We start from the raw sequence: 13029 nt of genomic DNA on the forward strand, positions 1-13029 counted from the left end.
AGCCCCAGTCAGGGGCTTTTTAATCATGATTATCAGCGAACTCAGCTGGTCTGATCGGCCAGCTTCGGCTTCAGCACACGTTTACCAATCTGGATACCCGGCTTCTCAACATACTTATAGAGCAGAGAGGCCAGCGCGTAGGTCACCGGGATGGCGGAGACGCAGACGATCAGGAAGCGCATCATGTCGCTCTTAAACTCAATATCTGTGTGCGTGAGCAGTAGTGCAATCATCGGGATGACAATCAGCAGGTGTAGCAGGTAGACCGAGAACGACACGTCGCCCAGCCACGTGCTGAGACGGTTGTTCAGCAGCTTACGCGGCAGAGCAATCAGCGTTGCCATCAGGCTGCCCTGCGGGTATTGCCACAGAATCGCGGTCATACCGACAATCATCAGCGCTTCCATAATGATCTGCAGCTTAATCGCGCCCAAGCCCATCGCGACGCTCGCCACCGGGCCAAGCAGCGCAAAGGCGACGTAGAGCAGCGATTTACGGCGAACCGCTTCGGCCATCAGCATGCCCGCCAGGAACATGTTGAGCTTAATCAGGATCATGGAAGGCATCTCAAACGCCTCATAATAATCCGCCAGCACATACCGCCCGGCGCAGCAGAGCGCCATGATGCCAATCAGCGAGGCTGCATAACCAAAGCGCAGCGTCACCAGCATGATGAACGGGAACAGCACATAGAACTGCATCTCCAGCCCGATGCTCCAGTCAGGCAGCACGGTATTAAAACCATATTCAGGCAGCAGGCCGAACAGGAAGCTGAAGTGGGTCAGGATGTTTGCCAGCGACTGGTCGGTGTAACGCGACGATTCAGTGGCGGTGCCGGAATAGAAATGAGCAATAGTGTCACGCATCTCGCCAAACCACGGGCCATAAATCAGCGCGATGATTAACAGCAGGTAGTAGAGCGGGGCTATACGGAAGAAGCGACGGATCCAGAACTTCTTAATGGTCTCCGCGCTCTGCCACGGCTCTTTCTGCTGACGTTCGACATAGTTTTTCGCCATCAGATAACCCGATAACAGAATAAACAGATCGACCCCGATGCCAGGCGATGAAATGAGCGTGATGTGGCAATGAACCAGTAAGCTGATATGGCCAACCAGTACCCAGAGAGACGCGATACCGCGCAAGCCCTCCAGCTCCGTAGACCAACCTCGTGTTGCAGACATATCTGTTCCTCGTTTTTATCCGACTTTCGGCGCTCACTAAGCCTTAAGGCAAGAGATATGTAAACGGGCCTTTACAAAAGTAAGAAGAATCCGAGCAGAGGAAAATGGAAGAAATCAACCGGAATGGGGCGGTAGAGCACGGGAAGTTAAGGGCGTGCAGTGGCACACCCTTAACCAGGATTACTGAATGGGAAAGCCTGTCAGGCCAGCTTTAACAGGATCATACCGGCCAGCAGCAGCGTCAGTCCGGCCCAGCCTTTCCGATTCAGTCGCTGACCAAATAACACCCATCCGGCCGCGACAGTGGCGATAATCCCAAAACCACCCCAGACCGCATAGGCGATCGACAGATCGATACCTTTGACCGCCTGAGCGAGTGCGCTGAATGCGAGCAGGACGCAGCAGAGCGATAGCAGACCGTGCAGCGGTTTCTTAAACCCATCAGAATATTTAAGGAATATATTGGCGGCAATCTCCAGCACGATAGCCAGCGCCAGCCAGGCAGCGTGGACGAAATCAGCGATGACCATGATTAACCTCCGCTGATGATTGGGTGCCGGTCTTGATCAACACAATCCCGACGATCAGCGTCATCAGTCCGCCTGTTTTCATGGCAGACAGCGCTTCATCAAACAGCAGCACGCTGAATAACGTAATCAGCATGATGCCGATCCCTTCCCACAGGGCATAGGCCACGCCCAGCGCGATACGTTTGATGGCAAAACTCAGCAGAATATAAGAACAGGCAATCATGACCAGCATCAGCAGGTAGCCAGAATGGCTGCCGTTCAGGCTGGACCACTTCATAAAAAGGGTACCAATAATTTCAGTGATAATAGCGAGTGACAGTAAAACCCAGGCGCGCATGGGTGCTCTCCAGCAACGATAAATGACGACCTGCCACAGTAAGGGCAGACTCAGAACAGTGTCGAAGTGGTGAGGGGACTACAGGGCGTCACGCCAGTGCTGATCGGCGACGTTCCAGCCAGAAAGGAAAGTGGGGGAAAGGTATGACATGAACATTCTGCGCATAAAATTTACGACGCATCCACATTGTTGCTTCTCATCAGTGGACGGATAGTGCCTCCGGTTAACTACACGCCGGATTTATACCATTCTGCGCATCATGAAATCAACAGCAGATGCTGCTTCGTTTGATGTCGGTTAAGGTTTGATGATTCGGGAATAGAAGATTATGCGAAATGATGTAGGGGGAAAGGATGCCTGAAAGAGAGGATGCGCTGAACAGTGAAAAAAAAAGCCAGGCAACAGCGTGCCTGGCTTAATTGCGTGACAATGTCACGTATTATTAGGCGCGCTGCGGCACCGTGCGAACGGGCGCATCACCCGCGACATAGTAAGATGCCGTGCTGCGCGGCAGTGGTTCGCGTCCGCGAATCTTGTCGGCAATCTTCTCACCGATCATGATGGTGGTGGCGTTCAGGTTACCGGTGATGATCAGCGGCATAATCGACGCATCGACCACGCGTAATCCTTCCAGACCATGCACACGACCTTCGCCATCCACGACGGCCATCGGGTCGTTACCCATCTTACAGGTGCCGCACGGGTGATAAGCGGTTTCGCCGTGGTTACGCACGAACTCATCCAGCTGCTCGTCCGTCTGGCAATCCAGTCCCGGACTGATTTCACGGCCACGATACTTATCCAGCGCCGGCTGGTTGATGATCTGGCGCGTGATGCGGATAGCATCTCGGAACTCATGCCAGTCCTGCTCATGCGACATGTAGTTAAACAGAATGGCCGGATGACGACGCGGATCGCGTGACTTCAGGCGCACATGACCGCGGCTCGGCGAGCGCATTGAGCCGACGTGACACTGGAAGCCGTGCGCATCAACGGCGTTGGAACCGTTGTAGTTAATCGCGACCGGCAGGAAGTGATACTGAATGTTCGGCCAGGTGAACTCTTCACGGCTGCGGATAAAGCCGCCCGCTTCAAACTGGTTGCTGGCGCCAATACCGGTGCCGTTAAACATCCACTCTGCACCGATTTTCGGCTGGTTCCACCACTTCAGGGCCGGATAGATAGAGACCGGCTCTTTGCACTCATACTGAAGATACATCTCCAGATGGTCCTGCAGGTTTTCACCCACGCCCGGCAGATCGTGAACCAGCGGGATGTCGAACTGCTTCAGCAGCTCAGGCGAGCCCACGCCAGAACGCTGCAGGATCTGCGGCGAGGCGATAGCACCGGCACACAGCAGTACTTCACGGCGAGCGGTGACTTTGTTAATGGTGTTGCTGTCGCCCTGCAGATACTCCACGCCAACCGCGCGCTTGCCGTCGAACACAATGCGATCGGTGGTGGCATGCGTGATGATCTTCAGGTTAGGACGGCCTTTGGCCATATCGAGATAGCCACGGGCGGTGCTGGAGCGGCGACCTTTTGGCGTTACGGTACGATCCATCGGACCGAAACCTTCCTGCTGATAGCCGTTCAGGTCGTCCGTGCGCGGATAACCCGCCTGCACGCCCGCCTCGATCATCGCTTCAAACAGCACGTTGTTGCCCGCTTTAGGCGTCGCGACGCACACCGGGCCATCGCCGCCGTGGAAATCGTTCGGGCCGATATCGCGGGTTTCCGCTTTACGGTAGTAGGGCAGGCAATCCAGATAGCTCCAGTTCTCCAGACCAGGCTCGCTGGCCCAGTTATCGAGATCCATCGCGTTACCGCGGATGTAGCACATGCCGTTAATCAGCGATGAACCGCCCAGACCTTTGCCGCGACCACACTCCATGCGGCGATTATTCATATAAGGCTCTGGCTCGGTCTCATACGCCCAGTTATAGCGTTTACCCTGCAGCGGGAAGGCGAGGGCCGCAGGCATCTGGGTGCGAAAATCAAAACGGTAATCCGGGCCGCCCGCTTCCAGCAGCAGAACGCTCACGTTGCTGTCTTCGGTCAGACGGGTAGCCAGAACGTTTCCTGCGGAGCCGGCTCCGATAACAATGTAATCAAATTCCATTCGTCGTTCCTCAGGTTAAGTGATTAAAAGACTGACTGAAAACGCGTCAGCTCAACCTGCACGGACTTCACCTGGGTGTAGCTCTGCAGTGTCATCAGGCCATTCTCACGGCCAATACCGGAGTGCTTGTAGCCACCCACTGGCATCTCTGCGGCTGATTCGCCCCACGTATTGATCCAGCAGATACCGGCTTCGATCTGATGAATCACGCGATGCGCTTTATTGAGATCCTGCGTCACCAGTCCGGCGGCCAGACCAAATTCGGTATCATTGGCGCGGCGGATCACTTCTTCTTCGGTTTCGTAGCTCAGGATCGACATGACCGGTCCGAAGATCTCTTCACGGACAATCTTCATCTCATCACGGCAGTCGGTGAACACGGTCGGCGCAACCCAGGCGCCCTGGTCGAAATCGCCACCGGTCAGACGTTTGCCGCCGCACAGGACGCGTGCGCCTTCAGCAATGCCGGACTCGATGTAGCGCATCACGTTGTCGCGATGGCTGAAGCTGACCAGCGGGCCAAAGTTGGTGGCCGGGTCACGCAGATCGCCAGCCTTAATGCGGGCAACGCGTTCGCTGATTTTCGCCTCGAAAGCCGCCTGGAGCTTTGCAGGAATAAAGACGCGGGTGCCGTTGGTGCAGACCTGACCGGAGCTGTAGAAGTTCGCCATCATGGCGATGTCGGCGGCCAGATCGAGGTCAGCATCATCAAAGATGATCAGCGGTGATTTACCGCCCAGTTCCATGGTGACCTCTTTCAGCGTTGAACCTGCTGCATTGGCCATCACTTTTTTGCCGCTGACGACGCCGCCGGTGAAGGAGACTTTGTCGATGCCGGGATGCTCAGTCAGCAACTGACCGGTAACCGAACCGATGCCCGGCAGCACGCTGAACACGCCATCCGGCAGGCCAGCTTCGGTGTAAATTTCTGCCAGCTTCAGGGCGGTGAGCGGAGTCATTTCGCTGGGTTTGAAAATCATCGCATTACCCGCTGCCAGGGCTGGCGCGGATTTCCACAGGGCGATCTGGATCGGGTAGTTCCAGGCACCGATACCGGCGACCACACCCAGCGGTTCGCGGCGGGTGTAAACAAACGAGGTGTCGCGCAGGGGGATCTGCTGACCTTCCAGCGCCGGAACCAGACCGGCGTAATACTCCAGCACGTCGGCACCGGTGACGATATCGACCGCGGAGGTTTCACTGTAAGGCTTACCGGTGTCGAGCATTTCCAGCTCTGCCAGCTCATCATTACGTTCGCGAAGGATATCGACAGCGCGACGCAGGATGCGCGAGCGCTCCATGGCGGTCATCGCAGCCCAGACTTTCTGGCCTTTTCTGGCGGCAGCAACGGCGCGATTGACATCTTCCTGGCCTGCGGCATGAACCTCTGCCAGCACTTCGCCGTTGACCGGGTTAATCGTCTGGAACGTTTCGCCAGACGCTGCGGCAACATAAGCGCCATCAATGTAGAGTTTATGCTCGGTGAATCGGGACATGTTTTCTCCTTCCGTTATTCGTGCTCGCCAGCCAGTTGCTGACGGATGAATTGGGTGGTCAGTGTGAGGGCGATAGCGGGATCAAATGGCTTACCGCTCAGCGCGGCACGCAGCCAGAGACCATCTATCAGGGCTGCCAGTCCGTGTGCGGCCAGTCGCGCCTTTTCCAGCGGCAGTTCACGCCGGAATTCGACCACCAGCATTGAGTAGAGCCGCCGGCTGCTGACCCGCTCCAGGCGATTAAGCTGGGGCTGATGCATGCTGCTCGACCAGAAGTCGAGCCAGGCTTTCATCACTGCCGTGTGCACCTGGGTTTCATCGAAATTCCCGTCAACAATGGCACACAGGCGCTGATCTGCCGGGGCATTGGCCAGCGGTTGTAACCGCGACAGGACCGCCTCACGCAGTTGACGCGTCACATCACGCATCGTGGCTTCCAGCAAGCCGTTCTTATCTTTGAAGTAGTGACTGATGATGCCGGTAGATACCCCCGCCCGACGGGCGATCTGGGCGATAGTGGCATCATTAATCCCCACTTCATTAATCGTGCTCAGGGTCGCATCAATCAGTTGCCGACGTCGTATCGGCTGCATCCCTACCTTTGGCATAGCTCCAGCTCCACCCTCAAATCGAGCCCCTATTTAAACTTTTTTTGATTGCACGTTCAATATAAAAAGAAAATTTGTTAGGATGCTGTTCTCGAAATGTAGCCAAAGCGAAACGGCAATGAGTGCTAAAATTGGCTGGTTTGCCACAACGATTAACAGGGAGTGACAGAGCGAAACAGGGCCGCACGGCCGGAAAACCGTGAACGGCAAGCCTTATCCATTGCGTATTTTCAGGACATTAACCAGAGGTAATCGATGAATAATCCACCTGCCGGTGAAAAAGACAGACTCAATCCCGTTGTATTTTATACCTCTGCCGGATTGATTCTGACGTTTTCACTTGTGACGATTCTCTACAGTGAACTGGCCGCGAGCTGGATCCTCAAGGCGGTAAACTGGGTTTCCGCCACCTTCGGCTGGTACTACATGCTGGCTGCCACGCTCTATATCGTGTTTGTGCTGTACATGGCCTGCTCGCGCTTTGGCTCGATCAAGCTCGGGCCGGAGCACTCCAAACCGGAGTTCAGCGTACTCAGCTGGTCCGCCATGCTGTTTGCTGCCGGGATTGGTATCGACCTGATGTTCTTCTCGGTCGCCGAACCGGTGACGCAATACATGCAGCCGCCGGAGGGCGCAGGGCAGACTCTGGAAGCCGCCCGCCAGGCGATGGTCTGGACGCTGTTCCACTACGGCCTGACCGGCTGGTCGATGTATGCACTGATGGGCATCGCGCTGGGCTACTTCAGTTACCGCTATAACCTGCCGCTGACTATCCGTTCCGCGCTCTATCCCATCTTCGGTAAACGCATCTATGGCCCGATTGGTCACACGGTAGATATCGCGGCCGTGGTCGGCACCATCTTTGGTATCGCCACCACGCTCGGCATCGGGGTCGTGCAGCTGAACTACGGCCTGAAAGTGCTGTTTGATATCCCGGAAGGCTTTACCGCACAGGCTGCGTTGATTGTCCTCTCCGTGGTGATCGCCACCATTTCTGTTACGTCGGGCGTCGATAAGGGGATTCGTTTTCTCTCCGAACTCAACGTGATCATGGCGCTGGGGCTGATTCTGTTTGTGCTGTTCTTCGGCAACACCGAGTTCCTGCTGAATGCGCTGGTGCTGAACGTGGGTGATTACATCAACCGCTTCATGGGCATGACGCTGAATACCTTCGCCTTTGATCGTCCGACGCAGTGGATGAACAGCTGGACGCTCTTCTTCTGGGCGTGGTGGGTGGCCTGGTCGCCGTTTGTTGGCCTGTTCCTGGCGCGTATCTCTCGCGGTCGTACCATCCGTGAGTTCGTACTGGGCACGCTGATTATTCCGTTCACCTTTACGCTGCTATGGCTGTCCGTGTTCGGTAATGCTGCGCTGTATCAGATTATTCACGGCAATACGGAGTTTGCGCAGGAAGTGATGAACCATGCGGAGCGTGGCTTCTACAGCCTGCTGGCGCAGTATCCGGCGTTCAAACTCAGCGCCTCGGTCGCCACCATCACCGGGATGCTGTTTTACGTCACCTCGGCGGATTCCGGCTCGCTGGTGCTGGGTAACTTCACCTCGCGACTGAAAGACATCAACAGCGATGCTCCGAACTGGCTGCGCATCTTCTGGTCTGTGGCGATTGGGGTACTGACCCTGAGCATGCTGATGACCAACGGGATCACGGCCTTGCAGAACACCACGGTGATCATGGGACTGCCGTTCAGCTTTGTTATCTTCTTTGTGATGGCGGGGCTGTTTAAATCCCTGAAGATCGAAGATCACCGCCGTGCCAGCGCCACGCGTGACACCGCGCCTTATCTGGCTCATGCGACCGATCGCCTGACCTGGAAAAAGCGTCTGTCGCGTCTGATGAACTACCCTGGCTCGCGCTATACCCAGCAGATGATGGAAAAGACCATCTATCCGGCGATGCAGGAAGTGGCGAAAGAGCTGGAGCTGCGTGATGGCCGCGTCACGCTGGAAAGCGTCGGGGCAGATGAGGCCAACCCGATTGGCTATCTGGATTTGCGCGTCCATCTGGGTGATGAGCAGGACTTTATCTATCAGGTCTGGCCGCAGCAGTATTCGATTCCGGGCTTTACCTATCGCGCCCGCAGCGGTAAGTCGACCTACTACCGGCTGGAAACCTTCCTGATGGAGGGCAGCCAGGGTAACGACTTAATGGATTACAGCAAAGAGCAGGTCATCATCGACATACTGGATCAGTATGAGCGACACCTGAACTTCATCCATCTCAACCGTGAAGCACCGGGCAGCAACATCAGCTTCCCGAGCGTGTAAATCCGGGCCCGTCAGCTGACTGCTGGCGGGCTTTTTTTTGCCATCGGCTGGGTGCAATGCTCCGTCGCCTGCCGAAATCGTCTATCTTTAGGGCTTTGCTGGCCTGATGCCTGAAAAGCATAGACAGGGAGTCATGATGGGAAAAATCTTCAGTACGTTTCTGCCGCTTTATACGACCACGCTGCTGATGCTGCTGGGTTCCGGTTTGCTGACCACCTATGTCTCTTTACGGCTGGCCAGCGAGCATGTCAACGGCGCGCTGATCGGCTCAATCATTGCGGCTAACTACATCGGACTGGTGATCGGCGGTAAAGTGGGACACAACCTCATTGCCCGCGTCGGCCATATCCGTGCCTATGTTGCCTGTGCCGGGATCATTACCGCCTCCGTTGCAGGTCATGGGCTGACAGACTTTATTCCGCTGTGGGTCTTCCTGCGTCTGATCATCGGACTCTGCATGATGTGCCAGTACATGGTGCTGGAGAGCTGGCTCAACGATCAGGCGGAATCGTCCCAGCGCGGCATGATTTTCGGCTTATATATGGTCGCCACCTATCTGGGCCTCAGTGGCGGGCAGGTGATACTGAGCCTGCAATCCGGCTTTGGGGTCACCACGCTGCTGATAGTGGCGCTCTGCTTCGCGCTCTGTCTGGTGCCGATTGCGCTCACCACCCGCACCCACGTCAGGCCGATGACGCCCGCGCCGATGGAGCTGGGCTACTTTATCCGCACCATCCCAAAACTGCTCGGTACCACGCTGGTGACCGGCATGGCGATTGGCGCGTTCTATGGCCTGGCGCCGGTTTACGGCAGCAGCAAAGGCTTTACCACCAGCCAGACCGGTTACTTTATGAGTCTCACCATTTTTGCCGGACTGGTGTCGCAGTTTCCGCTGAGCTGGCTGTCTGACCGCTTCGATCGTCAGCGGCTGCTGTTCATCATCGCCATCCTGTTTGCCGTGGCCTGCCTGCCGCTGGTGGTGCTGCCGCATCTGACCTTCCACTGGATGATTGGCATCGCCTTTGCCGCCAGCATGATGCAGTTTGCCCTTTATCCGTTGCAGGTGGCGCTGGCCAACGATCAGGTCGCCGCCGAACGCAGGGTGTCATTAACCGCCTGTCTGCTAATGGCGTTTGGTATCGGCGCCAGTATCGGACCGCTGGTGGTGGGTGCGCTGATGGAGCCGCTGGGCAGCAATATGCTCTATCTCTTCTTTATGCTCTGTGCGCTGGTGATTGGCGGCCTCAGTTTTGTGCGTGCGCCAGGTCCGCTTCCGACGACCGAAGTGCCGCTGCCGCACGTGGTGATGCCTGACAGTCTGGCGACCTCGCCACTCGGTGCCGCGCTGATCCCGACCCTGGAAGAGGAGGTGATTCATGCGTCGATGGGCGGTCAGGAGCCGGAAGAGGAAGGCAGGAGTGACGAAAGCGCGGCTGACGCAGAAGCACTGGCCGATGACGTCCCTGGGAATGAGCAACATAAATAGCGTCGGCGGGGCATGATGTCCCGATCTGGCGCACTCCTGTCCGGTTGCTGGCTCGACATTCGGGCCGGTAACCGCGATGCTCGTGTTTACCCCTTTTCAGGAGTCACACCATGCTGGAACTTCGCCCCAACTGTGAACGCTGCGACGTTGATCTGCCGCCATCCTCTCTGGCCGCTCGCATCTGCTCGTTTGAATGCACCTTCTGCGCTGACTGCGATGAGCATCTCGCGCATGTTTGTCCCAACTGCGGCGGTGAACTGGTCCGCCGTCCGGTGCGTCCGGCAGAGAAATTGCAAAAATACCCGGCTAAATTGCGCAGCTGATCTCAAATGACGACAAATACGACTCGGGCAGAATAGCCTGTCGTACCTGTTGTCGTTAAGATGAGTTTCGTCCCTTAAAGAGCTACCACCTTAACTGAGTGCCGGAGATAAGCGCCGGGAGGGACGCACCTTTCACCTCTTATTCATCCCGCTTCGCCCCGCACCTTTTTACTCTCTGGCCGCTTCTTTGCGCTTAGCTTTTCCGTTCGTCACGCCAGTTCATGGTCAGCCCTGACTATACTCTGAGGATATTTTCAGCAGAGAGGCCGGATGCAGCGATGGATTACCACGTCCTGAATGGCGCAGAGTGGCGACGGATCTGGGTGGTGGGCGATATTCATGGTTGCCGCCGCGAGCTGGATGCGTTGCTGGAACAGCATCAGTTTGACCGGCAGCAGGATTTACTGATTTCGGTTGGCGACATCATCGATCGCGGGCCGGACAGTCTGGGTTGTCTGGCGCTGCTCAAGGAACCCTGGTTTCGCTGCGTACGGGGAAATCATGAGGAGATGGCGCTGTCGGCGTTGCAGGGGCAGAAAATGGCGCTCTGGCAGATGAACGGTGGCGACTGGTTCTTTCGGCTGCGCGGCGCAGCATTAATTGCGGCGCGTCACGCGTTGCAGCGCTGTCGTGAGCTGCCGCTGATACTTCATCTGCAATTGGGTGAGCGCATTGTTGTAATTGCTCATGCGGACTATCCGGCCAGGGAATATGCGCTGAATAAGCCACTCGACTGGCAACAGGTGGTCTGGAGCCGTCAGCGGCTGGAGGGCATAGAGTCAGGGGAGGAGGCGGGCATCCGTGGCGCAGAGGCCTTTTACTTTGGTCACACGCCGCTGAAACAGCCGCTGACGATTGCCAATCTGCATTACATCGATACCGGCGCAGTGTTTGGCAATCATCTGACGATGCTGCAACTCAAGTGAGTTAACGGAACAGGCGTCCGTCGCGCACCAGTTCGCGTGGATAGCTGTTCTTGATGCGGGTGCCGACTTTTTTCGCCAGCCCCAGCGGCTGCTGCTGATACGTCACAATCATCTCATTGTTCGCGGGGGCGGTTTCCGGATAGATGTCCCGGCCGCGATACCACTCCTCCGCCTCTGCCGCCGTCAGCTCGAAGGTCTGCGTCGCATCAGGTTTTGCCAGTGCGATCACGGCTTCATGCTGCCAGCGATAGCCTTTGGCAAAGGTCTCTGCCAGCTTCAGGCCAATGCGTGAGAAGCGCACTTTGCCCAGCAACGGGGTGACGGCTTTGGGGAACAGCCAGATCTCTTTATCACGCTGCCACAACTCCAGCGAGTCATCCCATTTAATCGAGACGGCAGCGGCGGCCTGGACGATCTCACTTTCCAGCTTGCGGCTGAGGTGTGAGAAGGGCAGCTTACCGACTTTGTAGCCCGGCACAGGGAGGGGCTCGACCGACGCGGTTTTACGCAGACGGGCGACAAAAAAGCCTTCGCTGTCGAACATCTGCGGGAAGACGTGCAGATATCCCTCGGGCGTCGCGGCCTGCTCTGCACCCTCAAACAGCCCACTGAGCGGCTCGACGTCAACCGCGTCCGGATAGCGCTGCAACAGCCAGCTAATCACCTGCTGATTCTCAATCTGATTCAGGGTGCAGGTGGAGTAAACCAGCGTGCCGCCAGGCTTGAGTGCGTGAAACGCACTGTCGAGCAGATCGCGTTGAGTCGCGGCGATCGCTTCGGTGCTCGCCAGTGACCAGTTTTTCAGTGCGTCCGCATCTTTGCGAATCACCCCTTCGCCGGAGCAGGGCGCGTCGAGCAGTATTGCGTCGAACTGTTCCGGCAGGGCGGGCCCGAAGACCCGGGCGTCAAAGTGCGTTAAGGCACTGTTGCTGACGCCGCAGCGGCTGATGTTGGCGTGCAGCACTTTCACCCGGCTGGAGGAGAACTCGTTAGCCAGGATAATGCCCTGATTACCCATCCGCGCAGCAATCTGGGTGGTTTTGGAACCCGGTGCCGCCGCCATATCCATCACCGCGCTGACCTCTGATTGGGCATCAAACAGGGCCGTCACCGGCAGCATGGAGCTGGCTTCCTGAATGTAGAACAGGCCGCTGAGATGCTCAGCAACGCTGCCCAGCGGCAGGCTCTCATCTTCCCGGCTGATCCAGAATCCCTCTTCGCACCACGGCACCGGCGTCAGCTGCCAGTCATACCCGGCGGTCTGGCTCAGGAAATCGGCCACGCTGATCTTCAGGGTATTGACGCGGATACTGCGGCGCAGAGGCTGCTGACTATAGGCGATGAACTGCGCGAAGCTCGCCTCATCGGGCAGGCTCTGACGCATTAATGAGAGAAAATCGGCGGGGAAAAACGAAGAAGCATCTGACACGGGCACATTCCAGTTAAGGCAAAGGCGGCAGTGTACCATGAGGAAAGAAAACGGGCAGCCAGGCTGCCCGTTTGAGAGAGTGAATAACGTGAAGGCTCAGGGAGCATACGCCTTTCGCAAAGACGCTAAAGACGCCATCCCAGGCATGCTCAGCGCGGGCGATTACGCACCTCATCCCTGAGGTGCGCCCGTTGCCGGGCCAACGCGTTGCGTTGTTGAAAAACGCTCCCGGCGTTTTTGTCCATGGCCCGCGATGCTTTGCTACAGGCGTATACTCCCATCGCTTTACGTTTTGAGCCGTC

At 56.9% G+C, this 13029-nt stretch carries 11 protein-coding genes; 4 read left to right on the plus strand and 7 right to left on the minus strand.

Translation table 11 applies throughout. From position 1 onward, the window contains the following. Window positions 1-41 precede the first annotated feature (41 nt). The 6 genes from PU624_RS11975 to betI all read right to left on the minus strand — a co-directional run bounded on the left by PU624_RS11975 (window position 42) and on the right by betI (window position 6277). Window positions 42-1184: an acyltransferase family protein gene (locus tag PU624_RS11975; RefSeq protein ID WP_283547792.1), complete on the minus strand. Its 1143-nt coding sequence runs from the start codon at window positions 1182-1184 to the stop codon at window positions 42-44. Between the two features lie 200 nt (window positions 1185-1384). Then, window positions 1385-1714: a multidrug/spermidine efflux SMR transporter subunit MdtI gene (gene mdtI, locus PU624_RS11980; RefSeq protein ID WP_090960284.1), complete on the minus strand. Its 330-nt coding sequence runs from the start codon at window positions 1712-1714 to the stop codon at window positions 1385-1387. Continuing rightward, window positions 1701-2051 (minus strand): multidrug/spermidine efflux SMR transporter subunit MdtJ, encoded by a 351-nt coding sequence (gene mdtJ, locus PU624_RS11985; RefSeq protein WP_283547793.1) that lies wholly within the window; start codon window positions 2049-2051, stop codon window positions 1701-1703. The genes mdtI and mdtJ overlap by 14 nt, the downstream gene beginning before the upstream one ends. Before the next feature lie 442 nt (window positions 2052-2493). Next, the gene (gene betA / locus PU624_RS11990) at window positions 2494-4173 is read right to left on the minus strand and encodes a choline dehydrogenase (RefSeq protein WP_283547794.1); all 1680 of its coding nucleotides are present in this window, start codon (window positions 4171-4173) and stop codon (window positions 2494-2496) included. Window positions 4174-4196: 23 nt separating this feature from the next. After that, window positions 4197-5669, minus strand: a complete 1473-nt coding sequence (gene betB / locus PU624_RS11995) for a betaine-aldehyde dehydrogenase (protein WP_283547795.1) — start codon at window positions 5667-5669, stop codon at window positions 4197-4199. A 14-nt stretch (window positions 5670-5683) separates the two neighbouring features. Beyond that, entirely contained in the window at window positions 5684-6277 is a 594-nt protein-coding gene (gene betI / locus PU624_RS12000; protein ID WP_283547796.1) for a transcriptional regulator BetI, read from the minus strand. Between the two features lie 255 nt (window positions 6278-6532). Here betI and PU624_RS12005 point away from each other — a divergent pair, with 255 nt between their 5' ends. The 4 genes from PU624_RS12005 to PU624_RS12020 all read left to right on the plus strand — a co-directional run bounded on the left by PU624_RS12005 (window position 6533) and on the right by PU624_RS12020 (window position 11298). After that, on the plus strand, window positions 6533-8563 hold the full coding sequence (locus PU624_RS12005; protein WP_283547797.1) for a choline transporter: 2031 nt from the start codon (window positions 6533-6535) through the stop codon (window positions 8561-8563). A 136-nt stretch (window positions 8564-8699) separates the two neighbouring features. Beyond that, complete coding sequence (locus PU624_RS12010; RefSeq protein WP_283547975.1) at window positions 8700-10049, plus strand: MFS transporter; 1350 nt, start codon at window positions 8700-8702, stop codon at window positions 10047-10049. Window positions 10050-10159: 110 nt separating this feature from the next. Then, the gene (locus PU624_RS12015) at window positions 10160-10372 is read left to right on the plus strand and encodes a DUF1272 domain-containing protein (RefSeq protein WP_179895544.1); all 213 of its coding nucleotides are present in this window, start codon (window positions 10160-10162) and stop codon (window positions 10370-10372) included. A 278-nt stretch (window positions 10373-10650) separates the two neighbouring features. Continuing rightward, window positions 10651-11298: a metallophosphoesterase gene (locus PU624_RS12020; RefSeq protein WP_283547798.1), complete on the plus strand. Its 648-nt coding sequence runs from the start codon at window positions 10651-10653 to the stop codon at window positions 11296-11298. A gap of 1 nt (window position 11299) precedes the next feature. Here PU624_RS12020 and rsmF read toward each other — a convergent pair whose 3' ends face one another. Next, window positions 11300-12727 (minus strand): 16S rRNA (cytosine(1407)-C(5))-methyltransferase RsmF, encoded by a 1428-nt coding sequence (rsmF, locus tag PU624_RS12025; protein WP_502921580.1) that lies wholly within the window; start codon window positions 12725-12727, stop codon window positions 11300-11302. Between the last annotated feature and the right edge of the window lie 302 nt (window positions 12728-13029).

This window comes from Pantoea sp. Lij88 (assembly GCF_030062155.1).
GTDB lineage: Bacteria > Pseudomonadota > Gammaproteobacteria > Enterobacterales > Enterobacteriaceae > Pantoea.

Excerpts from the sequence above, each read along its gene's own strand:
- PU624_RS11975 (WP_283547792.1), bottom strand. The coding sequence starts at position 1,184 with ATGTCTGCAACACGAGGTTGGTCTACGGAGCTGGAGGGCTTGCGCGGT.
- mdtI (WP_090960284.1), bottom strand. The coding sequence starts at position 1,714 with ATGGTCATCGCTGATTTCGTCCACGCTGCCTGGCTGGCGCTGGCTATC.
- mdtJ (WP_283547793.1), bottom strand. The coding sequence starts at position 2,051 with ATGCGCGCCTGGGTTTTACTGTCACTCGCTATTATCACTGAAATTATT.
- betA (WP_283547794.1), bottom strand. The coding sequence starts at position 4,173 with ATGGAATTTGATTACATTGTTATCGGAGCCGGCTCCGCAGGAAACGTT.
- betB (WP_283547795.1), bottom strand. The coding sequence starts at position 5,669 with ATGTCCCGATTCACCGAGCATAAACTCTACATTGATGGCGCTTATGTT.
- betI (WP_283547796.1), bottom strand. The coding sequence starts at position 6,277 with ATGCCAAAGGTAGGGATGCAGCCGATACGACGTCGGCAACTGATTGAT.
- PU624_RS12005 (WP_283547797.1), top strand. The coding sequence starts at position 6,533 with ATGAATAATCCACCTGCCGGTGAAAAAGACAGACTCAATCCCGTTGTA.
- PU624_RS12010 (WP_283547975.1), top strand. The coding sequence starts at position 8,700 with ATGGGAAAAATCTTCAGTACGTTTCTGCCGCTTTATACGACCACGCTG.
- PU624_RS12015 (WP_179895544.1), top strand. The coding sequence starts at position 10,160 with ATGCTGGAACTTCGCCCCAACTGTGAACGCTGCGACGTTGATCTGCCG.
- PU624_RS12020 (WP_283547798.1), top strand. The coding sequence starts at position 10,651 with ATGGATTACCACGTCCTGAATGGCGCAGAGTGGCGACGGATCTGGGTG.